The following is a 15,366-nucleotide window of genomic DNA, read 5'->3' as shown; positions in this document are numbered from 1 at the left end:
GGAGAGAGCGCGTGTTCCCATTTTCAGTGACGCATCCCCATCCGGCGACGCACTCCGGGCGGCAGACGGCGAATAGCGGCTACGAGCTGATTGCTTTTGACGCGGAAAAGCTGAATGTGTTTGCCGCTGAGGTCCGCTACTGCGAGCCGCACTGGCATCCGGCACCGGAGCTGATCACGGTGCTGAACGGGCGCTTTTCTCTGACCGTCGGCCAGCAAAACGTCATGCTGCAACAGGGCGAGATGCTCTATATCAATGCCGAAGAAGTGCATGAACTGAATGCGGAGGAAGAGGGGAGCCAACTGGTCACGGTGCAGTTCTCCCCTGGGCTTTTTGATGAACTGCATCCTGCGCCGCTGTTGGAGTGGCGCACGCATGAATTTGCCATGAGCGCTGCCGACGACGTGGTTTTCCAGCGGCTGACGGCGCTGCTGGAACGCATCATTGATAATCACGCGCCGTTTCAGCGCATCGCTGCTATCTATCTGCTATTGGATGCGCTGGTGGCTGCCGGGCAGTCTATTGAACGAGGGGAAAGTACGCTGCGGGAAGAGGCGATGATCAAAGAAGGGATTGAGTATATTAATCAACACTTTGATCAACCTCTGACCCTCAGCGATGTTGCTGAGCATTGCGGAATGAGCTACTCATGGTTCTCCCGACTGTTTAAAAAGGTCAGTCGGCACAATTTCAAAGAGTATCTGACGCTGGTCAGGCTGAACAAAGCCCGCACGTTGCTGCGCGACACGCGCACGCCGATTACCGACATCAGCCACAGCTGCGGTTTTCAGGAGCACAAGCTGCTGATTGCCGCCTTTAATAAATACTGCGGGCTCACGCCGACGGAGTACCGCAAGCGCTTTATTTCGCGCCAGAATCTGACCGAGGTCGCGCTGGCACAGGGTGAGGACTGCCTGTGCCTGCCGCTCAATCATGCGCTTCTCGACCGATTAGCGGTCAGTAATCAATCCCAATCTGCGCCTTAATACCGGCTTCAAACGCATGCTTCACCGGACGTAGCTCGCTGACCGTATCGGCATACTCAAGAATATCCCGATGGCAGCCGCGACCGGTAATGATCACCGTTTGATGATGCGGACGATTTTTCAGCGCGGTTAATACCTCTTCTAACGGCAGATAGTCGTACGCCACCATATAGGTCAGCTCATCGAGCAGCACCATGTCCAGCCTATCGTCCGCCAACATCCGTTTCGCATGTTCCCAGACGGCGAGGCAGGCTTCGGTATCGCTCTCCCGATTCTGGGTGTCCCAGGTGAAGCCGGTGGCCATAACCTGAAACTCAACGCCGAGCGGCTCAAGCAGATTGCGCTCGCCGTTAGGCCAGGTGCCTTTAATAAATTGGATCACCCCAACGTTATGGCCGTGGCCAACCGCGCGGGTCGCGGTACCGAAGGCGGCGGTGGTTTTGCCTTTACCGTTGCCGGTAAAGACGATAACGATGCCACGGGTATCCTGGGCGGCGGCCACGCGGGCGGCAACGCGCTCTTTTACGCGCTGCTGGCGCTCGCGGTAACGTTCATCACTCATTGTGCAATTCCTGGTTTACGCCCTGGCTGGGCATCAAAAGTCATACCGGTTTTACGGCGGCTATCGTCACCCATCAGCCACAGATAGAGCGGCATAATATCGGCGGGGGTTTTCAGCTTCAGCGCGTCTTCCGTTGGGAAGGCGCTGGCGCGCATTTTGGTACGCGTGCCGCCGGGATTAATACAGTTTACGCGCAGAGGGCGATTTTTATACTCTTCGGCCAGCACCTGCATCATCCCTTCGGTGGCAAATTTCGACACCGCATAGGCCCCCCAATTGGCGCGCCCTTCGCGGCCGACGCTCGATGAGGTAAAGACCAGCGAGCCGGATTCTGCTTTCAGCAGCAACGGCAGCAGCGCCTGGGTAAGCATAAAGGTACCGTTGACGTTGACCTGCATCACCTGCTGCCAGACGGCAGGGTCCTGCTGGTCCATCGGTACCACGTCACCCAGAAGCCCGGCGTTGTGCAGCACGCCGTCAAGATGCGGGTAGTGCAGGCTAACCTGCTGAGCAATATGCTGACATTCCTGCGGCGTGCAGGTGAGCAGGTCGAGGGTAAACCAGCGGGCAGGCCGTAGACCTTCGCGATCCATTTCTTGCGCAACCGCGCGCAGTTTTTCATCGTTCCGGCCGAGCAAAATAACGCTGGCGCCGTAACGGGCATAGGTCATTGCCGCTTCACGACCGATACCATCGCTGGCACCGGTGACCAGAATGATACGGTTTTGCAACAAATCGAGTTGGGGTTGATAGTGCACGGTGACTCCTCTATGGCGCTTACCCGCCATATTTCATGGACTTTTCATGGCTTTTGGGCTTTATGCCTGAATCTTCGCGCTATTTCAATCAGCGCACGGGAGAGACAACGGTTAATTAACAATTTGCAATGATTTCATCAGCAAAAAAGTAATCTGGAATGCGCCTCGTAGCCTGATACTGCAGTCGAGACGTACTGAACGCGGTGTTGTACACTGGGCGGTAGATTCTGTGATTTTTGTACAAGGTGGATGTGTGGAATTACTTTTTCAATATGGTCTTTTTCTGGCGAAAATCGTCACGGTTGTTGTCGCCATTGCGGTGATTGCCGTACTGATTGTCAACGTCACGCAGCGCAAACGCCAGCGTGGTGAGCTGCGAATCACCAACTTAAGCGAGCAGCACAAGGATATGCAGGAAGATTTAGCCGTGTCGCTGCTCGACGCGCCTCAGCAAAAGCTTTGGCATAAGGCGCAAAAGAAAAAGCTGAAGCTGGAAGCGAAAGCGGCTAAAGCCAAAGCGAAGCAGGGTGACAGCACGGCAGCAACCAAACCGCGCGTCTGGGTTATCGACTTTAAAGGCAGTATGGATGCGCATGAAGTCTCCTCCCTGCGCGAAGAGATTACCGCCGTGCTGACCGTTGCAACCCCGCAGGATCAGGTCGTCGTGCGTCTGGAAAGCCCTGGCGGCGTCGTGCATGGCTATGGCCTGGCGGCATCGCAGCTGCAGCGTATCCGCGATAAGCAGATCCCGCTGACGGTAGCGGTCGATAAAGTGGCGGCCAGCGGCGGTTATATGATGGCCTGCGTGGCTGACAAAATTGTGGCGGCACCGTTTGCCATTCTCGGGTCGATTGGCGTGGTGGCGCAGATCCCGAACCTCAACCGTTTCCTGAAAAATAAAGATATCGACGTCGAACTGCATACTGCCGGTCAGTACAAGCGGACGCTGACGCTGCTCGGTGAAAACACCGAAGAAGGGCGCCAGAAGTTTCGTGAAGAGCTGAACGAAACGCATCATCTGTTTAAGGATTTCGTTAAGCGGATGCGTCCGTCGCTGGACATCGACCAGGTTGCAACCGGCGAGCACTGGTACGGCACGCAGGCACAGGAAAAAGGGCTGGTTGATGAAGTGGGCACCAGCGATGAACTGCTGCTAGGCTTGATGGAAGGGCGTGACGTTATCGGCGTGCGCTATGCGCAGCGTAAGAAAATGATGGACCGGTTTACTGGAAGTGCGGCAGAAAGCGCCGACAAACTGATGATGCGCTGGTGGCAGCGCGGTCAGAAACCACTGCTATAACGATTTCCTTTCTACTCTATAGCCCGGTAAAACAGGTTTACCGGGCTATATCAGACTGCTCAGGCGCAAGCCCTATGTTCAGTCAACCAGGTGATACTTTTCAGACAGCTGGTGGGCGAGATACTTGAACATATTAAACACCGCCGTGCTTTTCGGCGTCGGCAGGCCCTGTTCATCCAGGTAAAATTCACCGCTGAAGACCAGCACGCCGTTGCGCTGTTCTACGCCGGTGGCTTCAATACCCGCCATAGTATCTTCATGCTCACGAATGAGGCGGTTTGCTTCAATAAGCAGTGTCTGACGATCGATAGGTTGGCTATTATTGGACATATTCAACTCCTCAAAATTCCTGCGCTAGTCTACGCCGGGCGCCGTCTTCGGGCAAATTTTCCCGACGTTTACCAGGGACAAGCATTTTACCTCAGAGTTGGCATGATTGGTGATTGCATGCTAATAAAGTTGCGTAACGAATTTTATCAGGTACAGTGTGACGCTTTCGGCGATCTGGCAACAGATTTGCTTGACATTCGACCAAATATTCTTCGTGCTATAGACCCTGGTGAAAAAAAGTCTGTAAACTCAGCTACCTGGCTACGTGTCTCAAAAGCCAGTTGGTAAAGGGTTGATATCCATTGGTATTGCCGCAACATACAAGGCTTGTCGCCAGTGGAATGTGGAACATGTGCGATGTATTCCTGGAAGAATCAAATTAGGTAAGGTGAATATGGGTAAAGCTCTCGTTATCGTTGAGTCCCCGGCAAAAGCCAAAACGATCAATAAGTATCTGGGTAATGACTACGTGGTTAAGTCCAGCGTCGGTCATATCCGCGATTTGCCGACAAGTGGCTCAGCCGCCAAAAAGAGCGCTGACTCTACCTCCACCAAAACGGCCAAAAAGCCTAAAAAGGATGAACGAGGCGCGCTGGTTAACCGCATGGGCGTCGACCCATGGCATGACTGGGCGGCACACTATGAAGTGCTGCCTGGCAAAGAAAAGGTAGTATCGGAACTCAAACAGTTGGCGGAAAAAGCCGACCACATCTATCTCGCAACCGACCTTGACCGCGAAGGGGAAGCCATTGCATGGCACCTGCGGGAAGTGATCGGGGGTGATGAATCACGCTATAGCCGCGTGGTGTTTAACGAAATTACGAAAAATGCGATCCGTCAGGCGTTCGAAAAGCCGGGTGAGCTGAATATCGACCGTGTTAACGCTCAGCAGGCGCGTCGCTTTATGGACCGCGTTGTGGGCTACATGGTCTCGCCGCTGCTGTGGAAAAAGATCGCCCGCGGTTTATCCGCCGGTCGCGTTCAGTCCGTGGCGGTTCGTCTGGTGGTGGAACGCGAACGCGAAATTAAAGCGTTTGTGCCGGAAGAGTTCTGGGAAATTGACGCCAGCACGACCACGCCGGGCGGCGATGCGCTGCCGCTGGAAGTGACCCATAAGGGTGACAAACCGTTCCGTCCGGTTAATCGTGACGAAACGATGGCGGCGGTTAGCCTGCTGGAAAAAGCCAGCTACAGCGTCCTTGAGCGTGAAGATAAGCCGACCAGCAGCAAGCCTGGCGCGCCGTTTATTACCTCTACATTGCAGCAGGCGGCCAGTACCCGTCTGGGCTTTGGCGTGAAGAAAACCATGATGATGGCGCAGCGCCTGTATGAAGCGGGCTACATCACCTACATGCGTACCGACTCCACCAACCTGAGTCAGGATGCGGTAAACATGGTTCGCGATTTTATCGGCGATAACTTCGGCAAAAAATACCTGCCGGAGAACCCGAACCAGTACGCCAGCAAAGAAAATTCACAGGAAGCGCACGAAGCGATTCGTCCTTCCGACGTTTCCGTTCAGGCGGAAGCGCTGAAAGATATGGAAGCGGACGCGCAGAAGCTGTATCAGCTGATCTGGCGCCAGTTCGTGGCCTGTCAGATGACGCCAGCGCAGTACGATTCCACCACGCTGACCGTGAAAGCGGGTGATTTCAAACTCAAAGCGCGTGGTCGTACCCTGCGCTTTGACGGCTGGACCAAAGTGATGCCTGCGCTGCGTAAAGGCGATGAAGACCGCACGTTGCCGATGGTCAACCAGGGCGATAAGCTAAGCCTGGTTGAACTGACTCCGGCACAGCACTTCACCAAACCGCCTGCTCGCTTTAGTGAAGCCTCGCTGGTTAAAGAGCTGGAAAAACGCGGCATCGGTCGCCCGTCCACCTATGCGTCGATCATCTCGACCATTCAGGATCGTGGCTATGTGCGCACCGAAAACCGTCGCTTCTATGCGGAAAAAATGGGCGAGATCGTCACCGATCGTCTGGAAGCGAACTTCCGCGAGCTGATGAACTACGACTTTACCGCGCAGATGGAAGATCACCTCGACCGCGTGGCCAACCACGAAGCCGAGTGGAAGCAGGTACTGGATCTGTTCTTTGGTGATTTCACCAAGCAGCTCGAAACGGCTGAGAAACCGCCAGAAGAGGGCGGCATGCAGCCGAACGAGATGGTGTTGACCAGCATCGACTGCCCGACCTGTGGCCGTAAAATGGGTATCCGTACCGCCAGCACCGGCGTGTTCCTCGGCTGCTCCGGCTACGCGCTGTCGCCGAAAGAACGCTGCAAAACCACCATTAACCTGGTGCCGGAAAACGAAGTGCTGAACGTGCTGGAAGGCGATGACGCGGAAACCAACGCGCTGCGCGCCAAGCGTCGCTGCCAGAAATGTGGCACGGCGATGGACAGCTACCTGATCGATCCGAAGCGTAAGCTGCACGTTTGTGGTAACAACCCGACCTGCGACGGCTACGAGATTGAAGAGGGCGAGTTCCGCATTAAGGGCTATGACGGCCCGATCGTTGAGTGCGAGAAATGTGGTTCTGAAATGCACCTGAAAATGGGGCGTTTCGGTAAGTACATGGCCTGTACCAACGAAGAGTGTAAGAACACGCGTAAAATTCTGCGTAGCGGTGAAGTCGCTCCGCCGAAGGAAGACCCGGTTCCGCTGCCAGAGCTGCCGTGCGAGAAGTCGGATGCGTATTTCGTGCTGCGTGACGGTGCGGCTGGGGTATTCCTGGCGGCCAACACCTTCCCGAAATCACGTGAAACCCGCGCGCCGCTGGTAGAAGAGCTGTTCCGCTTCCGCGACCGTCTGCCGGAAAAACTGCGTTATCTGGCCGACGCGCCTCAGCAGGACCCGGCGGGCAACAAAACGATGGTTCGTTTTAGCCGTAAAACCAAACAGCAGTACGTCGCTTCTGAGAAAGATGGCAAGGCGACCGGCTGGTCAGCGTTCTTCGTTGACGGTAAATGGGTTGAAGCGAAAAAGTAGCGTTTTTTGCCTACACTGTCACAAAGGGCCGCATTTGCGGCCCTTTTTTATAACCTCGTTATTATTTTTTGTTTCCATCTATACACACTTGCTATAAATGATATAGTGGTTATAGCCAATGCATTTCTTATGATTAAATCGTCTTTATGACCGATTCCTGAGCGCAGACTGGATACAACCGCATGAAATTACAGCAACTCCGCTATATCGTTGAGGTGGTCAACCATAACCTTAACGTCTCCTCCACCGCTGAAGGTCTGTATACCTCGCAGCCGGGTATCAGTAAGCAGGTCAGAATGCTGGAGGATGAGCTGGGGATTCAGATTTTTGCCCGTAGCGGTAAACATCTGACGCAGGTTACGCCAGCGGGCCAGGAAATCATCCGTATCGCGCGTGAAGTCCTGTCGAAAGTAGATGCGATTAAATCCGTTGCAGGGGAGCATACCTGGCCTGATAAAGGCTCGCTGTACGTGGCGACGACGCACACTCAGGCACGCTATGCGCTGCCGGGCGTGATTAAGGGCTTTATCGAACGCTACCCGCGCGTATCGCTGCACATGCATCAGGGGTCGCCAACGCAAATTGCGGAAGCGGTCTCTAAAGGCAATGCCGACTTTGCCATCGCCACCGAAGCGCTGCATCTCTATGACGATCTGGTGATGCTGCCGTGCTATCACTGGAACCGCTCGATTGTGGTCACGCCAGAGCATCCGCTGGCATCTAAAACGTCTGTCACCATTGAGGAGCTGGCGCAGTATCCGCTGGTCACCTACACCTTTGGCTTCACCGGTCGTTCGGAGTTAGACACCGCGTTTAACCGCGCGGGTCTGACGCCGCGTATTGTCTTTACCGCCACCGATGCCGACGTGATTAAAACCTACGTACGCCTGGGATTAGGGGTAGGGGTGATCGCCAGCATGGCCGTCGATCCCCACTCTGACCCAGATTTGGTGAAGCTGGACGCAGAAGGTATTTTCAGCCACAGCACCACCAAAATTGGCTTCCGCCGCAGCACCTTCCTGCGTAGCTATATGTATGATTTTATTCAGCGATTTGCTCCGCATCTGACGCGTGATGTGGTTGATACCGCCGTAGCGCTGCGCTCGAATGAAGACATTGAAGCCATGTTTAAAGATATAAAGCTGCCAGAAAAATAAGCTTCACTTAATTATCCGCCTCTTCCCTAAAGGGGCGGAAACAGTTATATCCTTGCTATAGCACGCCTTTTCCATCTCCCGCTCCGCGCTAAAATTTGACTAAGAATTGTTTCTATTACTCATTACGCCGCAAAAGTAGAAATAAATTTAGGGTTAGGCAAATTTGTCTTCTCAAATATCGCTTTGAGCTCAAAAGATTAAATTAATCTCCATGTAATATTCGTAAAACCTCTGGATTTTTGCTTAAAATTTACTTAGGATTTATCTCAACGATGATTAGTTGTAACAATTGATTGGTGTGAAAATGATAAGTAATATCGATTGTGAGAGGGCGGTAATGGCGGCAGAAGATAACGGTTCTCGTGTGAAACGCAAAGCCTGGCTGAGCGTATTCCTGGGCTCTGCACTGTTCTGGGTAGCGGTAGCGCTGCTGGTCTGGAAAATCTGGGGCTAACCGTGCTCACGTCTGAACGCGTCAAGCCGGTGAAGCCCTCCGCTCCGGTAGAAAAAAAACCGCAAGATGACAAAAATAGTAAGGTCAATATTCCTGATGAATGGAACCTGACCCGCGATCAAAAAGAATTTATCGATCTCTTCAATCAGGATGAGAATAAGAAACAATAACTTTATGGTTATTTTTCACTTTCATTTTCATGCCGTCAAACGAAATAAATCCTTTCTCTGCTATTAATTCCATCTGGATGTTATTCTGAATAACCCATTGATTGAATTTATCAATCTGAGCCCTTTCCCTGCGTTTTCCCCTGATTGTGTTATCTTTTATATAGACCATGAGGAGTGTCAGAGTACTGCAATTCCCGCCATTTAAGGAGGAGCTATGTCGTCAACACTACGAGAGACCTGCAAGGATACACTACAGGTCGATAATAAAACCTACCGTTACTACAGCCTGCCGCTGGCTGCTAAGACCCTGGGTGATATCACCCGCCTGCCTAAATCACTCAAAGTTCTCCTGGAAAACCTGCTCCGTTGGCAGGATGGCGATTCGGTCACCGCTGAGGATATTCAGGCGCTGGCGGGGTGGCTTAAACAGGCCCACGCCGATCGTGAAATTGCCTATCGTCCCGCCCGCGTCCTGATGCAGGACTTTACCGGTGTGCCGGCGGTGGTCGATCTCGCTGCCATGCGCGAAGCGGTGAAACGCCTCGGCGGGGATACCCACAAAGTGAACCCGCTGTCACCTGTTGACCTGGTTATTGACCACTCGGTGACGGTGGACCGTTTTGGCGACGACGAAGCGTTTGATGAGAACGTACGTTTGGAGATGTCTCGCAACCACGAACGTTACACCTTTTTACGCTGGGGGCAGCAGGCTTTCAGTCAGTTCCGCGTCGTGCCGCCGGGCACCGGGATCTGCCACCAGGTAAACCTGGAATATCTGGGGCGCGCGGTGTGGAGCGAGCAGCAGGGCGATGAATGGGTTGCCTATCCCGACACCTTGGTCGGAACCGACTCACACACCACGATGATCAATGGTCTTGGCGTACTGGGCTGGGGTGTGGGTGGCATTGAAGCGGAAGCCGCGATGCTGGGGCAGCCGGTATCTATGCTCATTCCTGACGTGGTCGGCTTTAAACTCAGCGGCAAGCTACGCGAAGGGATCACCGCCACCGACCTGGTGCTGACGGTTACGCAGATGCTGCGTAAGCTTGGCGTGGTGGGTAAATTTGTCGAGTTCTACGGTGACGGGCTGGATTCTCTCCCGCTGGCCGACCGAGCCACGATTGCCAACATGGCGCCGGAATACGGCGCAACCTGCGGCTTCTTCCCGATTGATGACATTACCCTGTCGTATATGCGCCTCAGCGGACGCAGCGACGAGCAGGTAGCGCTGGTTGAAGCCTATGCGAAAGCGCAGGGGATGTGGCGACGCAAGGGCGATGAACCGGTCTTCAGCCAGACGCTGGCATTGGATATGAACGACGTTGAAGCCAGCCTCGCCGGGCCGAAACGCCCGCAGGATCGCGTCGCGCTGGCTCAGGTGCCGCAGGCGTTTAACGCCACGACCGAGCTGGCGGTAAATCAGGGCTCAACGGGGAAAAACGCCGTCGACTTTACGCTTAACGGCGAAACGCATGCGCTTCCTGAAGGGGCGGTGGTGATTGCCGCGATTACCTCTTGTACCAACACCTCAAACCCTAGCGTGTTGATGGCCGCCGGGCTACTGGCGAAAAAAGCCGTGGCGCTGGGCTTGAAGCCAAAAGCATGGGTCAAAGCCTCGCTGGCACCGGGGTCGAAGGTGGTCTCTGACTACCTGGCCCACGCGGGTCTTACGCCTTATCTTGACCAGCTTGGTTTTAACCTCGTCGGCTATGGCTGTACCACCTGTATCGGTAACTCTGGCCCGCTGCCGGATCCGATTGAGAACGCCATCAAGCAGGGCGATTTGACGGTTGGCGCGGTGCTTTCCGGTAACCGTAACTTTGAGGGCCGTATTCACCCGCTGGTGAAAACCAACTGGCTGGCCTCGCCTCCGCTGGTGGTGGCTTACGCGCTGGCCGGGAATATGCGGGTGGATCTGACCCACGACCCGCTGGGGCAGGACAGCAATGGGAACCCGGTCTACCTGAAAGATATCTGGCCGAGCAGCGCCGAGATAGCCGAAGCGGTGCAGCAGGTCTCTACCGGGATGTTCCATAAAGAATATGCGGCGGTCTTTGCCGGAACGCCGGAGTGGCAGGCGATCGACATTCCTGCTTCCGACACCTATGAATGGCAGGATGATTCCACCTATATCCGACTGTCGCCGTTCTTTGATGAAATGGGCGTAACGCCCGACCCGGTCCAGGATATCCACGGTGCGCGCGTGCTGGCGATGCTGGGAGACTCCGTCACCACCGACCATATCTCACCGGCAGGCAGTATCAAGGCCGACAGCCCGGCAGGCCGCTACCTGCAGGACAACGGCGTTGCCAGCCGCGATTTCAACTCCTACGGTTCTCGTCGTGGTAACCACCTGGTGATGATGCGCGGCACCTTTGCCAATATCCGTATTCGCAATGAAATGGTACCCGGCGTGGAGGGGGGCATGACGCGCCTGCTGCCGGACGATAAGGTGATGTCGATTTACGATGCCGCGATGGCCTATCAGCAGCAGGGTACGCCGCTAGCGGTGATTGCCGGGAAAGAGTACGGCTCCGGCTCCAGTCGCGACTGGGCGGCAAAAGGTCCGCGCCTGCTGGGCGTCAGGGTGGTCATCGCCGAATCGTTCGAACGTATTCACCGATCGAACCTGATTGGCATGGGCATTCTGCCGCTGGAGTTCCCGCAGGGGGAAGATCGTAAAACGCTGAAGCTAACCGGTGAAGAGCAGATTGATATCGCCGGACTACAGCAGTTGAAGCCGGGGGTGATAATTCCGGTGCTGATCACCCGGCCGGATGGGCAGCAACAGACGCTGGCGTGTCGCTGCCGTATTGATACGGCGACGGAGCTAACCTACTACCAGAACGATGGCATCCTGCACTACGTCATTCGTAATATGCTGGGATAAAAAAAGGGGCCGAATTCTGGCCCCAAAACGGACGATGGCAATAACAGAAGCAAAAGAAAATGAGAGCGGCACGTTGAACAGAAACCCACCTCTCACGCCCATATAGCGTGAGAGGTTTTCCGCTTATTTAAAGGTGTAGACCACCCCCATACGCAGACGGAACTGACGTTCGGTTGAACGGGATGAGCGGCCAATGTCGCCAAAGGTAACGTATGGCTTCCACTCCTTTTTATCCCCGAGGGTGTAGTCGAACTGCCACTCCTGCTCGTAGTCATAATGCTGGTTCCCCCACAGAATCTCATCGCCGTGCTTATAGATAAATTTGTAGGTCGTAGAGAAACGGTCGAGGGTGTAGCGCAGATAAAGGTCGCCACGGTTTACGGTGCGGTGTTTATTGGTGCTACAGGATTTATCCCCATTATACCCGCAGTCTGGATCGTTAGCATAATCGGTCATTTCAAAACGGTACATCCCGCCGACTGCCCAATTTTCATTAAACGTGTACCATGGCACAAAGCCAAATTTCCACTCCGTTCTTTCACTGTTAAATTCGGGCTGAATTAATGGTGCGATTTTGAAATTTCCGAAGGTAAATGATTTTGATAACGTTAATTCTACGGCATTGATGACCGGGTCATCGTACCATTTATCCTGTGGATCATCGCCACCGGTTTTGTATTTTGTCTCAATCGCGAAATTGTAATTGTCCGGCAGCGCCGCAGACATATTCAGCTTGTCATAGTGGGTACGGTCACGTACACGGTACTCATGCCGGTAATCAAGGCTGAGTGAGCGGATCGGAGAGGTATATTCTTCAGCCAGCACAACGTTGCTGGTTAATAAGACGCAACCTGCTATAAGGTATTTACCGGATAACATAACAATTCTTCCCTCATTATTATTTGAATAATGCATTACACAATGCACTCGGTTTATCCTGCGTGAGCCTGTCGATGTATTAATTGCCACTACTGGCAAGCTTCGCTAAATGAACGCCCGTAGTTAAGCATCCGCTGCAACGTTAAAACCTTTATAAAATCACCAACTCTTTTGATTTTTTGTCGGGAAAGCTAAGAAAGATATTTATCGTGTTAAGAATGTGAGCATGTCTGAAATTATTCATGATAACGCTGAAACCTTTGTTATTGCGTCATCCGGTAACGGGCTTTGTCATTATTTCAAAGGTTATTGCCGGTAGGCCTCGGCATGCTGTGAGCCACTCCTGTCAGCTAAGACTGACGGGAGAATCCGCATCCTGAGATGCCTTTGAACCGACCCGACAACTCCTGACATTGAGGACACTATGGCAAAGGGTGATGTCACTCCACTGACGTTTACATCTGAAATTGACCCCGTCACCCACGTTCGCGTGGTTCGGCTAACCCCGCGGGATCGTATTTTTCACCGCAACTACTTCTATCAGAAGTGCTTCCTGCAGGGGGGCACGCAGCTGCTGATTGGCGGCGTCGATGATGGCAACTGGAACTACTGGCTGCTGGATCTGCAACAGCATACCCTGCGTCAACTGACGGAAGGGCCGGGTGACAACAGCTTTGACGGCTTTATCACCGAAGATGACTGCGCCCTGATCTTTATGCGCCACAACTGCCATATTGTCAGGGTTGAGTTGGATACCCTACGTGAAGAGGTGCTCTACGAGCTACCCGCGCAGTGGGTCAGCACCAGCGCCTGGGCGCCGGACAGCACTGGCAGCAAGATGATCGGCATGTCGCTGTCAGCGGATACCTGGATCCCGCTGAACGACTGGAACGATTTCCAGCGGCAATATCACCTGAACCCGACCACCCGCTGCGAGGTTATCGATCTTGCCACCGGGCGTTCGGAGGTGCTGTTTGAAGAGCCGCGCTGGCTGGGCCACCCCGGCTTTCGCCCGAATGACACCAACACCATCATGTACTGCCATGAAGGGCCGCATGACCTGATTCGCAACCGCATCTGGCTGTACGATCGCCAGACCGGCCTCTCGGCGCCGGTAAGCCAGCCGGAAGCAGAAACCTTTACCCATGAATTCTGGGTGCCCGACGGTTCACGCATCATTTTCGTCTCGTTGAATAAAGAGACGCATCAACGCCATATCTGCCAGACGCTGGCCGGCAGCGCACAGAGCGAGAAAGTGATGGAAATGCCTGCCTGTTCGCACCTGATGAGTAATTACGACGGGTCGCTACTGGTCGGCGACGGCTGCGGCACGCCGGTTGATTTAACCGATGAGGGTGGCTACACGGCGTTAACCGACCCGTGGCTCTACCTGTTTGAACCAGGCCAAAAGCAAACGCGCAAAATTACCCGTCACGACACCTCCTGGCGCGTTATTGACGGGCAGTGCCAGGCGAGCCACCCGCATCCCTCTTTTAGCCCGGATTTAAGCCACGTGCTCTACACCTCTGACCGCGACGGCCTGCCTGCCGTCTATCTGGCAGAGATTGCCCCTTTACTGAAAGGAAGCTCGAAATGAAAAAGATTGCCTTCTCGTTAATGCTCGCCTGTAGCGGCATGCTGTGCACGGCCCCGGCGTTTGCGGACGACAGCGATACGGTGACGCTGCGCGTGGCCTGGTGGGGCGCAAACTCCCGCCACCAGAACACCCTGAAAACCATTCGCGCCTTCGAACAGGTGCATCCGAATATCAAGGTGAAAGCGGAGTACACCGGCTGGGATGGTTTTGTATCGCGTCTTTCCACGCAGATTGCCGGGAAGAACGAACCGGATGTGATGCAGCTCGACTGGAGCTGGATTCAGGTGTTCTCGCGCTCGGGCAACGGCTTTTACGACCTCAACCAGCTGAGCAAAGAGGTGGGGCTGGATAACTACGCGGGCAAGCTCAGCACCGTCACCGTCAATGGCAAAGTGCAGGGACTGCCGGTGTCGCTGGTGGCACCCATTCTTTACTACAACACAGAAACCTGGAAGAAAGCCGGGCTGGCTTACCCAAAAACCTGGGATGAACTCTTCGCCGCCGGACAGGTGTTTAAAGAGAAGCTCGGCGATAACTATTATCCAGCGATCGTCACCACCTCAATGGAGCTAATCAACTCGTGGATGGTGCAGAAATACAATCAGCCGATGCTCAATGAAAAAGGCGAGTTCACCTACAGCGAAGCGCAGTGGCTGGAATTTGTACAGGTCTACCAGAAACTGGTCGCTGAGCATGTCCTGCCAAGCCAGAAGTACATTCAATCTTTTGGCAAAGCGCAGCCGTTTGAGATGAAACCGTGGATCAACGGCGAATTTGGCGGATCGAACCTGATGAGCTCGGCGGTCGCCAAATATGAAGACACCCTGACGCCGCCGGCGAAGCTGGAAGTCGGGCCCTATCCGTTGCTGCCAGGTGCCAAAGATGCGGGGCTGTTTATCAAACCATCGATGATCTTTGCCATCAGTCGCAACACGCAGCACCCGAAAGAGGCGGCCATGCTGCTTGATTTTATGGTCAACCAGCCGGAAGGCGTGCAGCTAATGGGGCTGGAACGTGGCTTCCCGGTCAGCAAAGCGGCGGCGGACTTCGTGGTGAAAACCGATATGGCCCAGCCGAACGACCCGGTGATCACCGGCCTGAAGCTGGTGGAAAGCATGCCGTCGGACAACGTCTACGTCTCGCCGTACTTCAAAAATCCGGAGATCGAACAGTACTGGCTGGATCTCACCCAGCGGATCGACTACGGCAAAATCAGCGCTGAAGATGCAGCAAAAGAGTTCGAACGCACGGCGAAACGCGCGCTGCGTAAACATGCACCGATGAAGTAAGG

The 15,366-nt window shown here is 54.3% G+C and carries 13 protein-coding genes; 9 read left to right on the top strand and 4 right to left on the bottom strand.

The features are described from left to right. The first annotated feature begins 11 nt into the window (after positions 1-11). The gene (locus V6944_RS06955) at positions 12-986 is read left to right on the top strand and encodes an AraC family transcriptional regulator (RefSeq protein WP_333498404.1); all 975 of its coding nucleotides are present in this window, start codon (positions 12-14) and stop codon (positions 984-986) included. On the opposite strand, the gene cobO is transcribed toward V6944_RS06955, so the two are convergent. Both cobO and V6944_RS06945 read right to left on the bottom strand, forming a co-directional pair. Next, complete coding sequence (cobO, locus tag V6944_RS06950) at positions 958-1,548, bottom strand: cob(I)yrinic acid a,c-diamide adenosyltransferase (RefSeq protein ID WP_333498403.1); 591 nt, start codon at positions 1,546-1,548, stop codon at positions 958-960. The two genes, V6944_RS06955 and cobO, sit on opposite strands and share 29 nt — an antisense overlap. Continuing rightward, a complete protein-coding gene (locus V6944_RS06945; RefSeq protein ID WP_333498402.1) occupies positions 1,545-2,306 on the bottom strand; it encodes a YciK family oxidoreductase in 762 nt (253 codons plus the stop codon). Before V6944_RS06945 ends, cobO begins: the two co-directional genes overlap by 4 nt. A gap of 253 nt (positions 2,307-2,559) precedes the next feature. On the opposite strand from V6944_RS06945, the gene sohB reads away from it, so the two are divergent. Beyond that, positions 2,560-3,606: a protease SohB gene (sohB, locus tag V6944_RS06940; protein WP_333498401.1), complete on the top strand. Its 1,047-nt coding sequence runs from the start codon at positions 2,560-2,562 to the stop codon at positions 3,604-3,606. A 78-nt stretch (positions 3,607-3,684) separates the two neighbouring features. Here sohB and V6944_RS06935 read toward each other — a convergent pair whose 3' ends face one another. Further along, entirely contained in the window at positions 3,685-3,936 is a 252-nt protein-coding gene (locus V6944_RS06935; protein WP_333498400.1) for a YciN family protein, read from the bottom strand. A gap of 394 nt (positions 3,937-4,330) precedes the next feature. Between V6944_RS06935 and topA the strand changes: the two genes are divergently transcribed. From topA to acnA, 5 genes are all read left to right on the top strand, one after another. Then, positions 4,331-6,928: a type I DNA topoisomerase gene (gene topA / locus V6944_RS06930; RefSeq protein ID WP_333498399.1), complete on the top strand. Its 2,598-nt coding sequence runs from the start codon at positions 4,331-4,333 to the stop codon at positions 6,926-6,928. Positions 6,929-7,110: 182 nt separating this feature from the next. Then, the gene (gene cysB / locus V6944_RS06925; RefSeq protein WP_333498398.1) at positions 7,111-8,085 is read left to right on the top strand and encodes an HTH-type transcriptional regulator CysB; all 975 of its coding nucleotides are present in this window, start codon (positions 7,111-7,113) and stop codon (positions 8,083-8,085) included. A gap of 337 nt (positions 8,086-8,422) precedes the next feature. Beyond that, complete coding sequence (locus tag V6944_RS06920; protein ID WP_333498614.1) at positions 8,423-8,539, top strand: YmiA family putative membrane protein; 117 nt, start codon at positions 8,423-8,425, stop codon at positions 8,537-8,539. Positions 8,540-8,541: 2 nt separating this feature from the next. After that, the gene (locus tag V6944_RS06915; protein ID WP_185666034.1) at positions 8,542-8,709 is read left to right on the top strand and encodes a hypothetical protein; all 168 of its coding nucleotides are present in this window, start codon (positions 8,542-8,544) and stop codon (positions 8,707-8,709) included. 214 nt (positions 8,710-8,923) lie between these two features. Then, positions 8,924-11,599: an aconitate hydratase AcnA gene (gene acnA, locus V6944_RS06910; protein ID WP_333498397.1), complete on the top strand. Its 2,676-nt coding sequence runs from the start codon at positions 8,924-8,926 to the stop codon at positions 11,597-11,599. Positions 11,600-11,722: 123 nt separating this feature from the next. Here the strand turns inward: acnA and V6944_RS06905 are convergent, their stop codons facing one another. Continuing rightward, entirely contained in the window at positions 11,723-12,478 is a 756-nt protein-coding gene (locus tag V6944_RS06905) for an oligogalacturonate-specific porin KdgM family protein (RefSeq protein WP_333498396.1), read from the bottom strand. A 424-nt stretch (positions 12,479-12,902) separates the two neighbouring features. Between V6944_RS06905 and V6944_RS06900 the strand changes: the two genes are divergently transcribed. Next, positions 12,903-14,075, top strand: coding sequence for an oligogalacturonate lyase family protein (locus V6944_RS06900; RefSeq protein ID WP_333498395.1), 1,173 nt, complete (start codon positions 12,903-12,905; stop codon positions 14,073-14,075). After that, positions 14,072-15,364, top strand: coding sequence for an ABC transporter substrate-binding protein (locus V6944_RS06895; RefSeq protein WP_333498394.1), 1,293 nt, complete (start codon positions 14,072-14,074; stop codon positions 15,362-15,364). Before V6944_RS06900 ends, V6944_RS06895 begins: the two co-directional genes overlap by 4 nt. The last annotated feature ends 2 nt before the right edge of the window (positions 15,365-15,366 follow it).

Origin of the sequence: Kluyvera sp. CHPC 1.2972 (assembly GCF_036759925.1) — a bacterium.
GTDB lineage: Bacteria > Pseudomonadota > Gammaproteobacteria > Enterobacterales > Enterobacteriaceae > Kluyvera.
The sequence above is the reverse complement of the archived record's forward strand: the minus strand, read 5'-3'. Positions and strand labels throughout refer to the sequence as shown.

Coding starts and splice junctions, on each gene's coding strand:
- V6944_RS06900 (WP_333498395.1), top strand. CDS start 12,903: ATGGCAAAGGGTGATGTCACTCCACTGACGTTTACATCTGAAATTGAC.
- acnA (WP_333498397.1), top strand. CDS start 8,924: ATGTCGTCAACACTACGAGAGACCTGCAAGGATACACTACAGGTCGAT.
- topA (WP_333498399.1), top strand. CDS start 4,331: ATGGGTAAAGCTCTCGTTATCGTTGAGTCCCCGGCAAAAGCCAAAACG.
- cobO (WP_333498403.1), bottom strand. CDS start 1,548: ATGAGTGATGAACGTTACCGCGAGCGCCAGCAGCGCGTAAAAGAGCGC.
- V6944_RS06935 (WP_333498400.1), bottom strand. CDS start 3,936: ATGTCCAATAATAGCCAACCTATCGATCGTCAGACACTGCTTATTGAA.
- cysB (WP_333498398.1), top strand. CDS start 7,111: ATGAAATTACAGCAACTCCGCTATATCGTTGAGGTGGTCAACCATAAC.
- V6944_RS06895 (WP_333498394.1), top strand. CDS start 14,072: ATGAAAAAGATTGCCTTCTCGTTAATGCTCGCCTGTAGCGGCATGCTG.
- V6944_RS06920 (WP_333498614.1), top strand. CDS start 8,423: ATGGCGGCAGAAGATAACGGTTCTCGTGTGAAACGCAAAGCCTGGCTG.
- V6944_RS06905 (WP_333498396.1), bottom strand. CDS start 12,478: ATGTTATCCGGTAAATACCTTATAGCAGGTTGCGTCTTATTAACCAGC.